Source organism: Gemmatimonadota bacterium, assembly GCA_040388625.1.
GTDB lineage: Bacteria > Gemmatimonadota > Gemmatimonadetes > Gemmatimonadales > Gemmatimonadaceae > Fen-1247.
In genome coordinates, this window is sequence record JAZKBK010000004.1 from 397,855 (window position 1) to 415,386 (window position 17,532).

The following is a 17,532-nucleotide window of genomic DNA, read 5'->3' on the forward strand; positions in this document are numbered from 1 at the left end:
TGACATCTGATAAGGTGTGTCAGTTCCCTGATACGCTCCGTTCCTTCCAAAGGGAGTAAATCGCTGGAATCACCACCAGCGTGAGGATCGTGCTCGTAACCATTCCGCCTACCATTGGCGCAGCGATCCGTTTCATCACGTCAGCTCCAGTCCCCTGACTCCATAAAATGGGGACGAGGCCAGCGGTAATCGCTGTTACCGTCATCATCTTGGGTCGGACACGTTCGACCGCACCATGCTCGACTGCCGCGTCCACATCGCCCCGGTTCGCCAGCTCACCCCGCGCGTCGCGTTCGTGATACGCCTGATCCAGGTAGATGAGCATGATCACCCCGGTCTCGGCCGCCACACCTGCGAGCGCGATGAAGCCGATCGCTACAGCGACGCTCATGTTGTAGTGCAGCAGCCACATTAGCCAAACACCGCCCACGAGCGCGAAAGGAAGAGAGAGCATGACAATCGCACTCTCCGTTACGCTCCTGAAATTGAAGTACAGGAGCCCGAAGATGATGGCGAGCGTGATCGGTACCACAACGCGAAGTTTCTTCGACGCGCGCTCCAGTGATTCATACTGTCCGGACCATTCGAGCCGGTAGCCTGGCGGAAGCCTCAACTTCTCGGCGAGCAACTTTTTTGCATCGCCAACATAGCTACCGATGTCACGACCCTCGACATCGACGTAGACGATGTTGTTGAGATACGCATTCTCGGACTTGATTAGGGTTGGACCTTTGACTACTGCAATTCTCGCCAGCTCTCTGAGCGCCACCTGAGCTCCTGACGGCGTGGCGACCAGCACGTTCCCCACTTGTTCAGGATTGTCACGCAACGCGCGCGGATACCGTACGAGTACGCTGTATCTCTCACGCCCTTCGATCACCTGTCCCGCGTCCATACCGCCTACGGCTGCGCTCAACGCCAACTGCACGTCGTCACCGGTCAGCCCATATCGCGCCACTGCATCACGGTTGATCGTTACGTCCAGGTACTTTCCGCCTATCGCACGCTCCGCAAAGACGGTGTTGGTTCCCGGTACCGCCGGTAAAATTCCCTCGATCTTCTGGCCGATCTCATCCAGTGTATCAAGACTCGGTCCGAATATCTTGATGCCGACAGGAGTCTTGATCCCGCTCGCCAGCATGTCGAGCCTGTTCTTGATTGGCAGCGACCACATATTACCAACACCCGGTGTCTTCACCGTTGCATTCGCCTGAGCGACGATCGAGTCGTACGTCACCCCCGGACGCCAGTAACTCTTGTCCTTGAGGATCGCGATCGTCTCGATCATCGACAGCGGTGCCATGTCGGTCGCGGTCTCCGCACGACCGATCTTGCCCAATACCATCTGTACTTCGGGGATCTTTGCAAGAACCGCATCACGCTGCGTGAGGATCTCCTTGGCCTGTTCACTTCCGACACCGGGGAAGAGCGATGGCATGTCCATGATGGCCCCTTCGTTCAGGGGCGGCATGAATTCACTGCCGATGCGCGACCATGGGAAGATGGTCACGAGCAGCACCGCTACTGCCGCGATGATCGTAGGCCACCGATGCCTGAGCACAAACGCGATGACCGGTCGGTAGACGCTGGTCAGGACCCGACTGACTGGGTTGGCGGATTCAGGCTTCACCTTGCCACGAATGAAGAGTCCCATCATCACGGGCACGAGCGTGATTGATAGAAGCGATGCCGACGCCATTGACAGCGTCTTGGTCCATGCGAGCGGCTTGAACAGCCTGCCTTCCTGATCCTGAAACGCAAAGACCGGAATGAACGACACGGTGATGATCAGAAGAGAGATGAAGAGCGACGGACCAACCTCCTTGGCCGAATCGATCACCACCTCCCAGTGCGTTCGCGGGTTTCCATCGCGCGCATTGTGCTCGATGTGCTTGTGCATGTTCTCCACCATCACGATCGCCGCATCTATCATTGCACCGATCGCGATCGCGATCCCACCCAGGCTCATGACGTTGGCACTCAGACCCAGGAGATGCATCGCCAGCAGCGCCATGAGAATGCCGATCGGTAGAGTCAGGATTGCGACTAGGGCGCTCGATCCGTGCAACAGGAAAAGCAGCGTTACGGCGGCAACAATCAACGACTCCTCTACGAGTTTGCTGCGGAGCGTTTCAATTGCGCTCTCGATCAGTCCAGACCGATCGTACCCGTCGACGAAGACCACGCCGTTGGGCAGTGCCTTCTGCAGTTCCCCCATCTTGGCCTTGACACCGTTGATGACCGCCAACGGGTTCTCGCCATACCGCATCACAACCCAACCAGTGACGATCTCGCCTTTCCCGTTCAGATCTGCTATCCCACGCCGGATTTCCGGGCCGATCTGCACGTTGGCGACATCTCCAACCGTGACGGGCGCACTTCCGGCGCCTGTGCCTATCGCGACGTTGCGAATATCAGCAAGACTGTTGAACCGTCCCCGCCCGCGTACCACGTACTCCGACCCGCCCATCTCGAGCACGCGGCCACCAACGTCCTGATTCGAGGCGCGGACGGCATCGCTCACTTTCTGGATCGGAATGTTGTACGCGAGCAGTTTGGCTGGATCGACATCAACTTGATACTGCTTCTCATAGCCGCCGAAGGACGCGATCTCGGCGACGCCAGGTACCGCTGTGAGCGCGGGCCGGACGGTCCAGTCTTGCAGTGCGCGCAACTGCGCCAGGTTGAGCGTCCCACTCGTATCTGCCAGGATGTACTGCATAACCCAACCGACGCCTGTCGCATCGGGTCCCATCATCGGCAATGCGTCAGGAGGAAGTTTGCCTCGTGCACTACTCAGATACTCCAGCACGCGGCTGCGTGCCCAATACAGATCCGTGCCGTCCTCAAACACCACGTACACCGCCGAAAGACCGAACTGGCTCATGCCGCGCACGAACTTGATGTGGGGTACCTTGAGCATCTCGGTCGACAGCGGATACGTAACCTGATCCTCCACAGTCTGCGGTGCCTGTCCGGGCCACTCGGTCATGACGATTACCTGCACATCGGATAGATCCGGGATCGCATCCACCGGCGTCCTGAACATCGCCCACGTGCCTGCGAGGACGACCACCAGCGTACCCAGAAGCACCATGAGCTTGTGGTTCACTGACCACTCGATGACTCGCTTGAGCATTGGTCTAACCCCGCGGCCTTGGTGGGTCCGGAGGCATCTGCAACCCAGGCGTGCCGTTCACATTGGCGCCCTTGTCGTTAAGACCTGGCATGTTCTGCATGGCCTTGTCGCCCGAGCCCATGTTTCCGATCATGCTCTTGATTACGTCACCTAGATTGGATTCGGAGTCGAGGAGGAACTGCGCCGATGTCACTACGCGTTGTCCGGCTTCGAGACCGGAGAGAATCTCGGTATGCTCGCCCGCAACTCGTCCGAGCTCTACATCGTGCGGCATGAGAATGCCATTCCCCATATCAATGAAGACGATATTCCGATCACCCGTCTGGAGAATGGCCGAGTTGGGAACAGTCAGCGCGGAGCGACTGGGGGTGGAGAGTCGTACGGTCGCATACATGCCGGGCTTGAGCACACCGGCGGTGTTTGGCACCACAATGCGCGCCGTTATCGTGCGTGCCTCTGGCTGGAGCGTCGGATACACGTAAGCCACGCGGCCTTTGTACGAATGACGGGGAAGCCCCGTGAACACGATGTCAGCAGGTGAGCCCACGCGTACGTTGGCCGCGTCCACCTCACGCAATTGAGCGTCGACCCAGACGTCCGACAGGTCGGCGATGGTGTAAAGCTCTTCGCCAGACGTCACCGCTTGTCCCTGTAGCACCTTCTTCTCTACAACGATGCCCGACACTGGAGCATAGAGCGTGAGTGTGCGACGCACGCGACCCGTGCGCAGGATCTGATCTATCTGCGCATCAGAGATGTCCCAGAGCTGCAACCGCCGGCGGGACGCGTCCGCCAGATCAGTTTGCCCTGTCGGTATTCCCGGAACGCTGCTCTTGCCGATGCTGCGATCTACCTGGCCGGCCAACAGAAGCTCCTGTTCTGCAGCCAGCAACTCGGGGGAATAGATGTCGAGCACGGGCTGCCCGCGCCGCACCTGCTGGCCGGTTGAATTGACGTAGAGTCGGTCTACAAAACCGCCGAACTTGGGCGCGATTTGCGCCATCTTCGTCTCGTCAAACGTGACGGTGCCGGTGGTGCGTGTCTCACTGGTCAGTGGACGAACTTCCGCAGTGCCGAAAGTCACACCGAACTGGTGGATCTGCGACGCGGTCAGGGTCACGGATCCGTTTGCTGTGACATTCATTCTGGCCGCGCCCGCCATACTTCCGCCCCTCGCGCCACTGACACTTGCATCGCTACTCGTATTGCTACTCATGCCAGGCATCCCTGCCATGTTGCTTCTGGAGGAGGTGGCCACGCCAGACGCTTTATGGCGCGACACCAGATACCACGCGGTTCCCGCGACGAGAACAGTCACGATACCTGCAACGGCGAAGCGCATCGTGCGATTGCGGCCGTAGTTGGATAGTTCGTTCATTGGTGTCATCGAAGCACCTCAGTACCTACTGTTCGTTGGAGTTCGGCGGTTGCCTTCGCGAAATCAGTGAGCGACCGCCAGTAAGCGGTCTCGTAGTTGAACACCGCCGCCTGGGCATCGACTAGTGAAGCAAAGTCGACACGTCCGACCTGATAGCTTGCTGTCGTCGAGGTAAACGTCGCCCGTGCCTGCGGCAGAACTGCCCTGAGCGACAGAGCGAGAATGGTGCGCTCGCGCTCGACGTCGCTCACGCGCGTCGCGACTTCCTGTCGGATGGAATTGACATCGGCCATACGCTCTGCGGCCAACGCGCTTAGCTCCGCCGCGGCGCCCACCACTTCCTGGTCCTGCTTCCGACGCTTCTGTAACCGGAGCGGGACCGAGATGAAGAACGAGACGTAATCATTGAAATGCGGTCGCTGATCGTACTCGAGCGAGATATCGAAGTCCGGCAAGTGTGCTTTGCGTGCGAGCGCGAGTCTCTGCTCCTGAGCGCCGATGCGCGCCTCACGCGCCCGGAGCATGGGGCTGTGTGTCATCGCCAGTGCTACGAGCGAGTCGAGCGGGAGAAGAGGCAAATCGGACGCAGCGCCCCCAAGTGCATTCGAGGAGAAATGCACGTGTGATCCAGAGTCGACGCCCGCAAGACGTGCGATCTCGTTGGGGATAACAGCCACACCGACAGGCGTGGTGCTCGGACGGTCGAGCACTGCGTTGAGACGCGCCAACGCGGTGCGTTCCTGGGCGTCCAGCGATGCTGCTTCATCGCCCAAGCGTGCCACCTCGACGCGAGCCCGGAGTACGTCAGCCTGCGCACTGTTACCCACGGTGTACTGGGTCTCGGTGATCCGGCCCAGGCTCCCCATGACCTCTGCATTGTGCTGCACGATCTCCCGCGCACGTCGTACAAAAGCCAACTCGTAGTACGCATCACGAACATCGCGCGCGACATCGAGCCGCTGCTGCGCGAGTGTGGCGCGAGCAGCAGCCTCGTCTTCCTCGGCCGCGCGTGTCGCAAGCGACAGTTTTCCGGGAAACGGGAATGTCTGTGTTATGCGTAGCACGTTCATGGTAAAGTCGTCGGAATAGCCCGGCTGCCCATACGGGAAATCCAGCACGCCGGCCATGAGCATTGGGTCGGGCCTGGCTCCGGCCGGACCTATTGTGGCGTGCGCTACGACAACCCGAAACTTGGCAGCACGCGCCGCCGGATTAGCCGCCCGGGCCAGCGCGACGAGCGAGTCGAGCGCTGCCGCGCCTGAGTCTGGCTCGCTCGCGCGCCGCACAACCTGCACCGAAGCCGACGAGTTGTAATTGGATACCGGTATGGCTGTCGCCGTTTGCCCATTGGCAGAATGGGAGACCGTGACAAGGACCACGAGAACGCCGGTGCTTACGACACTAGATGGAATGCCGAGCCTACGAGACCCGACACGTTGCACGCGTCGCTGCCGACGCAAAGTGCGCCCGCAAATTTTGGGATACATGAATCCTTCGATTGAAGTCCGGGATCACCATCCGGGCCGTCGTTTGTGGCGACGCGGCATGATTGATCCTGTCCGGCGCATCCGACGTATGCGTATGCTGCCGAGCGGCTTACGGGCGGCTACGAGATGTAGCCGATGCAGGCTGGACTACGCCCGCGGAGGGGGGAGCTCGGGCGCTGAGGTCTGCGAGATAGGAACGATCGTAGGCGCGGACGCGACGACAGCGGGTACTCTGGGCGTCGTGCGCGTGACAGCACTAGCGACCGGAATTGCGCTCGGTGCACAGGCGGTCATCGTCACGCATTGAGCAGGCTGACTCTGGCCATCACATGGCTGATCAGTTGGGCTTCCCTGGCCGGTGCGCTGCAGGGTGAGCCCGGCGGCCATCTGTGAGCTGGCCTGCATGGGCTGCATCGACGACATGGCACCATTATGCGGCATGAGGCACAGAATTCCACCGCTCGCCAGCGTGAGCTGCAAGGCCAGTACGGCCGACAGCAGTGGGCCGACGAACGAAGCGAGCCCGGTGGAACGGCGCCTGGAAACTGTTGCCATGACACTGGATAGTACCACCCCGGGAACCGAAGTTCTAGAGGTCGCGTATGGCAAACCGGGAACTGCATAGGCTCGAGGTCACAGGCAGGGCCTGCGGCACCTGTGGGTTTGGCGTGTGCAAGGTGCTCGAGCGTGTACCAGATCTGACTAAGGCCGACGTAAAGTACAACGCGGATTATGAACTTGGTGCTATCGTCATCTTTGGTTCAACAGAGACCGGTGTCGAAGCGCTGACCAACGCAGTCTTCTGGACGATCGCTCTGAGGCTCGACAACACGGCCGCCTACCTCAGCCGCACTCCGAGAACCCGCACACGTGACACTTGGCGCATCCTTCCGCCAACTCCAGCTGCGAGCCACAGTCAGGACACGTCTGCATGAAGCCGTCGCTGTTGCTGTAGGTATCGAAACCCATCTGCATCTGAGCCTGCGCCGCAGCAACGTCCGACGCGGCCTTGATCGTTTCCGGTGTCGCGCGCGGCGCCTGTGCGGCCGCGTTCGCTGCGGAGAGCAGCTCCTGCTGGACACCTTGCTTCTCGCGCGTCCATTCCTCGAGCGCGATTCCGATCGCGTCGGGAACCGACAACACCTTGTTCGGACCTAGTCCAACTGCGCGATCCGAGCTGATGCCGCGCAACTGCTTGTGCACTTCGCGCAGCGGAATTCCCGACCGGAGCGCGAGCGAGATCATGCGACCCATCGCTTCGGCGTCGGCCATCGCCGCGCCGCCCGCCTTGCCAAGATTGATGAAGACCTCGAACGGCTGACCCTTCTCGTCTTCGGTGATGTTGACGAACATGGTGCCGAGGGGCGTCTCTTTGCGAATGGTCGTACCGCGCAGGCGATCCGGGCGCGAGCGCTTGACGCGGCGCTGAAGATTCTCGGCCTCCGCGTCGTACAACGATTGCTTCAACCGCTCCATCTCAGCCGTCAACTCGGCGATCGTTCCCTGCAGCTCGCCCATCTCGCGGCGGTCGGTCTTCTCGTCACGCGACGCGCTGGCCTGAGCCGTTGCGCCGGTCGAGAGAACCTGGTTGTCACGCGAGCCGTCGCGATACACGGTAACGCCCTTGCACTTGAGATCGTACGCAAGCTCGTAGATCGCGCGAACGTCGTCACGCGTTGCAGCGTGTGGGAAGTTGGTCGTCTTGGAGATCGCGGAATCGCAGTGCTCCTGGAAACCGGCTTGCATGCGAACGTGCCACTCGGGCGTGATGTCGTGCGCCGTGACGAATACGCGACGCCACTTCTCCGGCACTTCGTCGAAGTGGATATGCCCTTCCTTCGCGATGCGCTCGATGAGGTTCTCGGAGTACCACCCTTCCCGCTTCGCAACCGCAACGAAATCCTCGTTCACGTCCGGCATCATCACGCCGGCCTGATTGCGCATGAACGCAACGGCGAACAGCGGCTCGATTCCGGACGAGCAACCGGCGATGATCGATATCGTCCCGGTCGGTGCAACCGTGGTAACGTTGCAGTTGCGCAGCAGCTGCTTGGGCCGAAGGCGCTCGCCATTTTCGTCCCGTGCGCACGTTTCATCGGGTCCGAAGATCGAGCGTGCCCATTCCGGGAACGGCCCGCGCTCGTTGGCGAGACGCTCGCTCTCGCGCTTGGCTTCGGTGTCGACGAATTCCTGCAGCGTGCGACCGAACTCCACGCCTTCCGGCGAATCGTACGGAATGCCAAGCCGCACGAGCGCGTCGGCGAAACCCATCACACCGAATCCGATGCGACGAATGCGCTTGGACAGCGCGTCGATCTCCGGCAGCGGATACTTGTTGACGTCGATGATGTTGTCCAGAAATCGCGTCGCGAGATAGATGTCGCGCTTCATCGAATCCCAGTCCATCACACCGTCCTTCACGTAGAAGCCGATGTTGATGGAGCCGAGGTTGCAGACGTCGTATGGCAGCAGCGGCTGCTCGCCACACGGGTTGGTAGCCTCGTACGCACCGAGATGGGGAACCGGGTTGTAACGCTCGGCCTCATCGATGAAGAAGCAGCCGGGCTCTCCCGTACGCCACGCACCGTCGAGCATCTTGTCCCAAACCAGCTTGGCGTCGAGCCGGCCGGCGACGTGACCGGTGGAGGGCTCGATCAGATCGTACATCTCGCCCGCCTTGAGCGCCTTCATGAATGCCGTCGTTATGCCGACGGAGATGTTGAAGTTGGTGATCTGGGAGAGATCTTCCTTGCACGTGATGAAGTCCAACACGTCCGGATGATCCACCCGCAGGATTCCCATGTTGGCACCGCGACGCGTGCCGCCCTGCTTCACCGCGTCGGTCGAGGCATCATACAGCTTCATGAACGAGACGGGCCCCGAGGCGACGCCGGTCGTCGAGCGCACCATCGAGCCCTTGCCGCGCAGACGCGAGAAGGAGAACCCCGTTCCGCCGCCACTCTGGTGAATGAGTGCCATCGATCGCAGCGTGTCGTAGATGCCGTTGTGGCCGTTGGACAGCGCATCCTCGACCGGCAACACGAAACAGGCCGAAAGCTGGCCCAGCGGGCGCCCTGCGTTCATCAGCGTGGGCGAATTAGGCTCGAAGCGACGCTCCGTCATCAGGCGATAGAACTGCTCTGCCAGAGCATGGACGGCTCCGGCGCTCGCCCCGTACCGGCGGTCTGCTTCCGCAACGGTCGTGGCCACACGCCAGAACATGTCCTCGGGACGCTCCGTCGGAGTACCCGATCTGTCCTTGATCAGATACCGCTTGGACAGGACCGTCCGGGCGTTCTGATTCAGCTGCGCGTCGGGCAGCGACTCCTGATTATTCGCGTCGGCCATCTCTACTCTCTCTGAAACTGTGCTGATTGGTTCGCAAGGTGGAATGTACCACCAAGCGTGACTTCATTGACTGCCATGGGGAGACCATCCGGCGCGGTGTATTTGCGCCGTCAGGTCAGGGGTCGTGATACTACGTCCGTACGTGTTTGCGCGCCAGTGCATTGTTAACCCGTTGGGCCACAACGACTTGGAGATTGACAGTCACGAACATCTGTGACTGTTCGCTTTTTTCATCGCCTGTCAACATTGACGGCTCGGGCGAACAATTGTGATGCCATCCTTCATACCCCACTGCTAACACTCTGGTGCACAATCACTTACCTAGTTCTGGCGCGCGCCGAGAGCTGTTTTGTGATCACCCAGCCACCCCTCCAATATCCGGCAACACGCGGAGCGTTGCTCGGAAACACGTGGCTGCAGACGATATGCCCCAAACGGCTATCCAAGCGAAATGATCAGAAGGCCAGGCCGAGTGTAGCGTAGGCAGTCAGGCTCGACGCACCGGCGTACGCAGCCCCGCTCACAGGGTGTGCAAGCCCGAATCGGAACCGGTAAGGGACGTCGAACTGGAGCGCCGAATCCAGGTTCAGCTCCGCGCCCACCGACCCGAGCGTTGGCCCGGCATTGGACGAGGGTGAGCACGCAGGCGTCGCACGTGATGGGCAGAACGCGCGCGCTGCGTCGCCAAAAAAAGCCAGCGACGCACGGTCCAGGAAGAACGGAAACAGGCCCAGGGAGCGCGACGGCGCGGTCAGCGGCAGGCGGTACTCCGCGCTGAACGAAGACGCGTCGATTCCGGTCTCGCTGCCGGCGGCAAAACCACGCGCCGGAAAGGTGCGCGTGCTGCTGCCGAACGTTATTCCGGGCACGATCTCGAAAGACTCGCCACTCACACCACCGGCCGAATAAACGCTCGGCGACCTGTGATCGGCGGAGCCCACGGCCGCCCGAATCGCGATCACATGATGCGCGAAGCCCGGCAGATCCAGCGACTTGTACGCGGCGCCGACCGCAACCGCGCTCCGGCCTGCGACGCCCGTCGAAGCCTCCCAGCGCTGTCGCACGGAGCTCGAGAACGTCACACCATCCTCGGGCGAGATGCTCAACGCCGGCGACTGCGTGTTGGAGAACACGAAGCCGGCGACGAGCGACGGATAGTTGTGCGTCGCCGAGAAAAAGGAATCCAGCCTGGGCAGCAGATCACCCGGGCTGGATGCGTACCGATCACTCTCCAGCTCGGCGCCCACAGTGATGGCGGAGTAGGTCCTCACGCGTGGACGCGAGAAGGTCGCGTGCACGTTGACGAAGCGACTGCGCTCGCCCAAGTCGCCGACCTTGTGCCCGCTACCGGTGATGTTCGCGTACGTCCACGATTGCTCCAGTGACAGGGCGAGCCCCGGGTTGGTCCATCGATTGTAGGCGTAATCGAGCGACGCATCGATGTTGCTGTTGTGCGTGTTGACCGATACCTGCGCCACGTACGAGTGACGTCCGATCACGTCCGATCCACCCGTCAGCGCACCGATCAGCGCGCCGCGGCCCGCGCCTACCTGTGCAAATGTCGGCGACCAGTACGCCGGAGCGAGTGTGCGCCACGGCGAATAGGACCGCGCGCGGCTCGTATCGTCAGTCACGCGCCAGCGCGGATCGGTGGTTGGCTTCACATCCGGGATACGGGGCTGGGCCTGCCCAGTGCCGGCGCCGGACGATGACAGATCTGCATTGTTCACGGTCCACACGAGAATGTGGAATCCGTCGCCACGCAGCGCCGTCGTCGCAACACGTGCGGAATCCGTGCCTGCATTCACGACATCGACGCCATACACACCGCCGGGCTCCGCCGTGAGACGGACTGGTGCCACGCTCGCGAATTCCCCATCGCCAGGAACGATGCAAAGCTGTGATGCGCCGCTCAAGTCGGACGTGAAGAGAATCGATCGGCCGTCATTCGTCCACGCCGGCGACCGGAGCACTGCACTTTCTCTAACAGGAACGTGCTCCACGCGACCGGTGCTGTCCATGACCACTATCTCGTTAGGCGCACCCATGATTCGCACTGCGACGATGTGCGCTCCGTCGGGAGACCAGCGCGGTGCGGCCCATTGCGTATCGAGCGAGGCCGTTGTGATCGGTGTGATGCGCGTGCCGTCGCGCGACACTCGCACGAGTCGTGTCGCACCGGGCACGGTCTGAACCGCCACGATCTCGCCATCACCCCGCACACTCGGCGCGCTCAGACGCTTGCCGTGAGTGAGCCGCGTCTCCACGCCGGCGCGCGTTGCATACAGATCACCGCGCACGTGATAGCGATCGATGTAATCATCCTGCGAAAATACCGTCACGCCGTGGTGCGACGGATCGTTGACGTCCAGTGAATTGCGCCGAGAGAGACGGACCGGTGTTTCACCGAGGCGCGCCCGATACAGCCCTGGGGTTTCGCGGCCGTCGTTCGCCGCAAACACCAGCGCCGAATCGCCGACCCAGCGCGGCTCGACGATGTAGCGGCCGCCATCGGGGATCACGACCGCGCGCGACGAGGCGAAGGCCGCCGGAGTCGCTGCCGATTGCTGGCGCAGCGCTGCTGAATCGTCCACCGCTCTCAGAACCGAATCGCGCCACTGGTTCCAGGAATGCGTGAAGGTCTCGCCGAATGCCCGCTTCGCTTCACGATCGAGCAAGAAAGGAATCATCGTCTCGCTCGAACGCTCGACGAACGCAGGGATCGCGGATGCGCCGTGGTCACGCGCGATGTCATCCCACAGGAACGATCCGTAAACGTACACCGACTGCCCGTACGGAAAGCGCGAAGTTGCGAGCGACAGCTCGCTCAGCGACGGCGCAATGTGGTCGATCGCGGCCGACCGCACGACGGCGCTCTCGAAGCTCCCGTTCAAACGGCCGCCGCTCGTGAATCGTGATTCGTAATAGACAGCGAGACCTTCAGTCAGCCATGAAGGAGTGTAATAGTTCGGAAAGAGAACGGGATTGCGCCCAAACACGGACTGAGCGGCGCGCCACCAGCCGCGGCTGCGATCGAGATGGAAGATATGCGTCAGCTCGTGCTGCAATACGAGCACCGTCCAGTCGTCGTAGCTCTCCAGCGTCGGGTCGTCGACTGGCGGACGCGCGTACATGATCACGCGAGGACGCGGGACCACGGTGGCCGATCCGTTGGATGCGTCGGTGCCATCGCTCACGACTATGTCGACGGGGCCGCGCGGCTTGACTAGCTCCGTCGCCAGATTCGCGTACGCGCGCTCGGCGACCGCCGCAGCGTGGCGCGCTTCGGCTTCGAGCGGAGGCGTGAAGTGAACTCTGAAGTGCGGCGTCTCGATCGTCCGCCACCGCTCGTTCACGGGCAGCTGCGCCGAAAGGCGGCTCACGGCGAATACGGAAATCGCCAATGCCGAGATTACGCGGACGACAATCTTTCGCCATCCAGCGATGAACGGCATTCTAGCGTTCGAAGGTTGCGAAGAACTTCTCCAATCCCCCTACGACGCCACGTGCGTAGGCTTCCTGATATTCCGGCGTTTTGATCGCTGATTCCTGATCGGGCATGATGATGAACAGTCCCTCTGCGAGTACGGCGGGAAACCACGTCGGACGACACACCGCAAGGTTCTGATAGAAAATGCCCCGGTCGCGCAATCCCAGCTCCGGTACCAGAGAATCCTGGACCGAGCGCGCGAGCAATCGGGAATGCGGATGAAAGTAATACGTCCCCGTGCCGTTGTCGCGGAACGGGTTCTGACCGTCCGCATCGGCGTTCAGGTGGATGGAGACGAACGCGTTGGCATTCGCCCGTCGCGCGAAGATGGGCCGATCGCCCAGTGCCACGGGGCCCGCGCCGGTGCGGGTCATGACGACGTGGGCGCCACGTGCTTGCAGGAGATCGCGTACGCGAAGGCCTACCGCCAGCGTTGGTACCGGCTCCCAGAGACCGGTGGGACCTGTCGCACCGATCGGCGGATGGCCCGGGTCGACGACGATGGTCATTCCGCGCAGAGGCTCCGATGGATCGACCACCGGCGGCCGCCTGATGCGGAACTTGAGAATACCCTTCTCGTACAGTACTTCGTACCCGTAAACCGGACGCGTGAGCGTGAAGTGGTAGACAGTGCGAGTCCGCTCGGGAGACTGCATGGCTGCGGCTATGAGCGAGTCGGGAACCTGCCTCAGCTTCGTCGATGTAGTGGTATTGTAGAGTGTAAGAGTCAGCCCGCGTTCATCTTCGGCGACCACATACGCCGGAGGTGACGCGACACGCAGCTCGAGGTTCACGCTCGCGCGTCCCGGTGCGAGTGACGCGTGCGTCACGCGGAGCGGCTTCGCCGACGTGGATCGCCGACGCGGTTTGACATCGCGCCGGTCTACCCAGACGTCCTGTCCCCTGTCCAGCTGCACGCGGGCCATGTCGTCGCGATATTCCAGAACTCGCACTATGGTTCCCGGGAGTAGGAACCACTTGTAGTCACCCGTCGGAGTCGGGCGTCCGATGATGACGTTGTCGGTGTCACTCACGGTTCTGTCCAGCGAGTCATCGTGCAGCACCGCGACAATTGGATGCGCGAGCTCGGTGATCTCCGGAGTTACAGGGGGTCGCGGCCCGATACCTTCTCGCGTGCGTGCGGGGAAACGGAGACGCACGGTGTCGCGGAGCGTGTAGGCTTCAAGATCGTACCACTGCGAATCGGCAGGCGGGTTTGGAACCCAGCCGAGAAAGGCGCCATTTGGCCACACCGGCACGAGGTCGCCGTTGATGGTCAGCCCCGCGTTGCCGTTCCCCACCGATCCGAACACGAAATTCGAATCGCGGGACCCGATGACGGCGTTCCGCGGCGGATAGACGACCTTGATCGCGAGCGGGCCGTCGACGTCGGGAACTGGGGGGAGCTTGGGATTGGGAGCGGGCAGTGGCGCTCTCGCGATCGTCAACGCGGCCGGCGCGGCGTGGCGCTCTGGCGGCGTCGGAACCGGCGCGGGTGCGGTAGATGGCGGCGACTTGGCGCACGCCAGTCCCAAGGCCGCGGCGGCCAGCACCGCCCCGGGGGAAAAACGTCCTGGTGTGACGTGACAGCGGGGCATGTGACAAAGGTAGTGGGACAGACAGTGACGGTCAGCATCCGTGGGTGTATTCTTCCCCATGCCTGTTCGTGAAATTCCTGATCCACCGGCGGCGCCGCGCGGCCTCGTTGTCGTCGCGGGCGGCCGCACCGACGTCGGGCGGGTTCGGAACCTCAACGAAGATTCCTATCTCGTCGCTGCGCTGGGACGGGATGCGGTGGTAATGAAAGGGGCCACCACCACGCTGACAGTTCCTCACACGCCCGCGCTGCTGGTGGTAGCGGACGGCGTGGGTGGCGCCGCGTCCGGCGAGATCGCGAGTCTCATGGCGACAGACACGATGTTCATCGAGCTGCGCCGCAGATACGAGTCGGAGTGGCCTCGCACGCCGGCTGGGGTCGAGTCCGCGCTGCGCTCCGCGATGTCTGCGGCCAACCACGTGATCTTCACCTACGCGTCCGGCAATCCACAACATCGCGGCATGGCCACTACCGCGACGCTTGCGCTGGTACATCAGTCGATCATCACGATTGCGCAGGTCGGCGACAGTCGCGCATATCTGGTTCGCGGCGGCGAGGCGAGGCAGATCACCAAGGATCAATCGCTGATTCAGCGGCTGATCGATGCTGGTGAGATGACCGAAGGCGAGGCCGCGCACAGCGACCGTCGCAACATAATCCTGCAGGCACTCGGCTCCGAGGCGACTGTCATTCCCGACATGTATCGCGAGCAGGCGGAAGTTGGTGACGTTCTTGTGTTATGCAGCGATGGGCTGTCCAATCTTGTCGGCGCGAACGACATAGCGCGCATCGCGCTCGCAGACGACAACATGGAAACCGTGTGCGAGCGACTCGTGTCCTGTGCCAATTCGCGCGGCGGCCACGACAATATTACAGTCGTGGCGGCGCGGTTCGAGCCCGCAGATCCGAACGAGCCACCACCGCCACCGCCGCCAACTACGCGGGAGTCAACTTCCCCAGGACTCTCGGACCGCGTGCGCCGGTGGCTCCGCTGACGTTCCCGGGCACCCGCGCGAGATGCAGATATCCGAGCAGCGCGAACGCCACAGCCTCCTTTGCCTCGCCATCGTAGTACAGATCATCGAATGATGTAACACGTGCTGGCTGCATGGCGCCCCGCAGCGCATCCATCAATGAATCGTTGCGCGCACCGCCGCCGGACACGACCATCTCTGCATACGGCTCGTGGACGTAGCGTCGCACCGCATCCGCGATCGACCCAGCTGTGAATGCCACCGCGGTTGCGATCACATCCGCGCTCGGACCATTCACGAGCGGTTGCAGCCGATCGGCGAACGGCGCACCGAAGTATTCGCGGCCGGTTGATTTGGGCGGTGCCTGTAAGAAGTACGGATCACGCAGAAGGGTTGCGACCACGTCGGCGTGCGCATTTCCGGATCGCGCGATAGCGCCGCCCTCGTCAAAGCGAACGCCGGGATACAACTTGCGCACGAGATGATCGATCAACACCACCCCTGGTCCGGTGTCGAACGCGCGCACGCCCGCGACGTCCCCGCCTGGCGGGACAACCGTCACGTTGCCGATGCCGCCAATGTTCTGGAGCAGGCGGAACTCGTTGCTGCTCGAGTACAGCAACGCGTCGGCAATTGGAACGAGCGGCGCACCCTCGCCGCCTGCGGCAACGTCGCGAACACGAAAATCCGATACGACGTCAACGCCCGTTCGCTCCGCGATTACCGCGGATTCACCAACCTGCCACGTTGCGCGACGCGGTGAGTGCCAGAGCGTCTGCCCATGCGAGGCGATCGCACGAACCTGACGCGAGTCGATGCGGGCACTCTCGATTGCGGAGAGCGCCGCAGCCGCAAGCCACTCTCCCAGATCGAATGCCAGCGCGCAATATTCCTCGGCGGTTCCGTGATTCATCGCCGACGCTAATCGCTCGCGCTGTTCTCCACTGTATGCGCTGCCGCTGAACGCCAACAGCTGGTGCTCGATTCGTTCGCCGGCGCTGGCGAAGCGCACGACGGCCGCAGAAATTCCGTCCAGCGACGTGCCGGACATCAGGCCGACGTAGATACCGTCCGCAGCCCCGTAGGCGGCTCCGTCAGCCGCCAAGTCCTCGTCACTCATCTGCAACGGGCGGCGGCGCTCCGGGAACGACGCGCCGTATCACTCCACCGTGTTCCGCCAACATGCGCTCCGCTGCGAGGCGATCGACGCTCATCATCTGCATCACTATCGCTGTCTTCACGAGTCCGCCCGCCGCGGCCAGCAGCTCTCGCGCACGCTCGCGCGAGACGCCCGTCACCTCGATCATGATTCGCTCGGCACGATCGGTGAGCTTGGCATTCGTCGCGCGCATGTCGACCATCAGGTTGCCGTACGTCTTCCCAAGCAGAATCATCGCGCCGGTCGTGATCGTGTTGAGCACGAGCTTCGTCGCAGTTCCGGCCTTGAGGCGCGTGGATCCCGTAACGACTTCGGGGCCGACAACTGGCACAATCGCGATGTCGCAATCCACAAGCAGTGAATCTGGCGGTTGAGTGCAGGCAACGATTGCCGTGTGCGCACCCAGCTCGCGCGCGCGGTGAATCGCGCCGTGCACGAATGGCGTGGTTCCCGACGCTGCGATGCCGACCACGAAATCGAGTGGGCCCACGTTCCGCGTGTCCATCTCCTTCGCGCCCGCTGCAGGACTGTCCTCGGCGCCCTCCTGCGAGCGCGTGAGGGCCGGCGCACCGCCCGCAATGATTCCCTGCACCATCTCGGGATCGGTTCCGAAGGTCGGCGGACATTCGCTCGCGTCCAGCACGCCGAGCCTGCCCGATGTCCCCGCGCCGACGTAGAAGAGACGACCGCCAGCACGAAAAGTGGATGCGGCGGTGTCGACCGCACGCGCGATCGCCTCGCTCTGGCCTGCCACCACGCCGGCGATCGTGGCGTCTTCGTGATTCATGAGCGCAACTATCTCTTCCGCTGGCGCGAGGTCGATGTTCGCGGTTCGCGGGTTGCGCCGCTCGGTTGCTCTGTGATCTAGCACGACGGGAAAGTTACCGCACCGGGACGGCGGTAACCATGTATGAAAAAAGCCCCGCTCGGGGGAGCGGGGCTTTTCATGGTGTTGCTCGG

Annotated in this window: 10 protein-coding genes; 1 reads left to right on the top strand and 9 read right to left on the bottom strand. The window is 62.3% G+C overall.

Going from position 1 to position 17,532, the window contains the following annotated elements:
- Window positions 1-19 precede the first annotated feature (19 nt).
- The 7 genes from V4529_10385 to V4529_10415 form a co-directional block, all read right to left on the bottom strand.
- Window positions 20-3,139: a CusA/CzcA family heavy metal efflux RND transporter gene (locus tag V4529_10385; protein ID MES2358734.1), complete on the bottom strand. Its 3,120-nt coding sequence runs from the start codon at window positions 3,137-3,139 to the stop codon at window positions 20-22.
- Between the two features lie 4 nt (window positions 3,140-3,143).
- Complete coding sequence (locus V4529_10390; protein ID MES2358735.1) at window positions 3,144-4,517, bottom strand: efflux RND transporter periplasmic adaptor subunit; 1,374 nt, start codon at window positions 4,515-4,517, stop codon at window positions 3,144-3,146.
- A 5-nt stretch (window positions 4,518-4,522) separates the two neighbouring features.
- Complete coding sequence (locus V4529_10395) at window positions 4,523-5,959, bottom strand: TolC family protein (GenBank protein MES2358736.1); 1,437 nt, start codon at window positions 5,957-5,959, stop codon at window positions 4,523-4,525.
- A 192-nt stretch (window positions 5,960-6,151) separates the two neighbouring features.
- Window positions 6,152-6,559 carry a hypothetical protein gene (locus V4529_10400; GenBank protein MES2358737.1) on the bottom strand — a complete coding sequence of 136 codons (408 nt, stop codon included), beginning with the start codon at window positions 6,557-6,559 and terminating at the stop codon, window positions 6,152-6,154.
- Window positions 6,560-6,847: 288 nt separating this feature from the next.
- Window positions 6,848-9,352, bottom strand: a complete 2,505-nt coding sequence (locus V4529_10405) for a vitamin B12-dependent ribonucleotide reductase (protein ID MES2358738.1) — start codon at window positions 9,350-9,352, stop codon at window positions 6,848-6,850.
- Window positions 9,353-9,807: 455 nt separating this feature from the next.
- Window positions 9,808-12,807: a hypothetical protein gene (locus V4529_10410; GenBank protein ID MES2358739.1), complete on the bottom strand. Its 3,000-nt coding sequence runs from the start codon at window positions 12,805-12,807 to the stop codon at window positions 9,808-9,810.
- A 1-nt stretch (window position 12,808) separates the two neighbouring features.
- Window positions 12,809-14,440: an N-acetylmuramoyl-L-alanine amidase gene (locus tag V4529_10415; protein ID MES2358740.1), complete on the bottom strand. Its 1,632-nt coding sequence runs from the start codon at window positions 14,438-14,440 to the stop codon at window positions 12,809-12,811.
- 58 nt (window positions 14,441-14,498) lie between these two features.
- On the opposite strand from V4529_10415, the gene V4529_10420 reads away from it, so the two are divergent.
- Window positions 14,499-15,434, top strand: a complete 936-nt coding sequence (locus V4529_10420; GenBank protein ID MES2358741.1) for a PP2C family serine/threonine-protein phosphatase — start codon at window positions 14,499-14,501, stop codon at window positions 15,432-15,434.
- Here V4529_10420 and V4529_10425 read toward each other — a convergent pair.
- Complete coding sequence (locus V4529_10425) at window positions 15,376-16,533, bottom strand: anhydro-N-acetylmuramic acid kinase (protein ID MES2358742.1); 1,158 nt, start codon at window positions 16,531-16,533, stop codon at window positions 15,376-15,378. The genes V4529_10420 and V4529_10425 overlap by 59 nt on opposite strands.
- Entirely contained in the window at window positions 16,526-17,443 is a 918-nt protein-coding gene (murQ, locus tag V4529_10430) for an N-acetylmuramic acid 6-phosphate etherase (GenBank protein ID MES2358743.1), read from the bottom strand. The genes V4529_10425 and murQ overlap by 8 nt, the downstream gene beginning before the upstream one ends.
- Window positions 17,444-17,532: the final 89 nt, after the last annotated feature.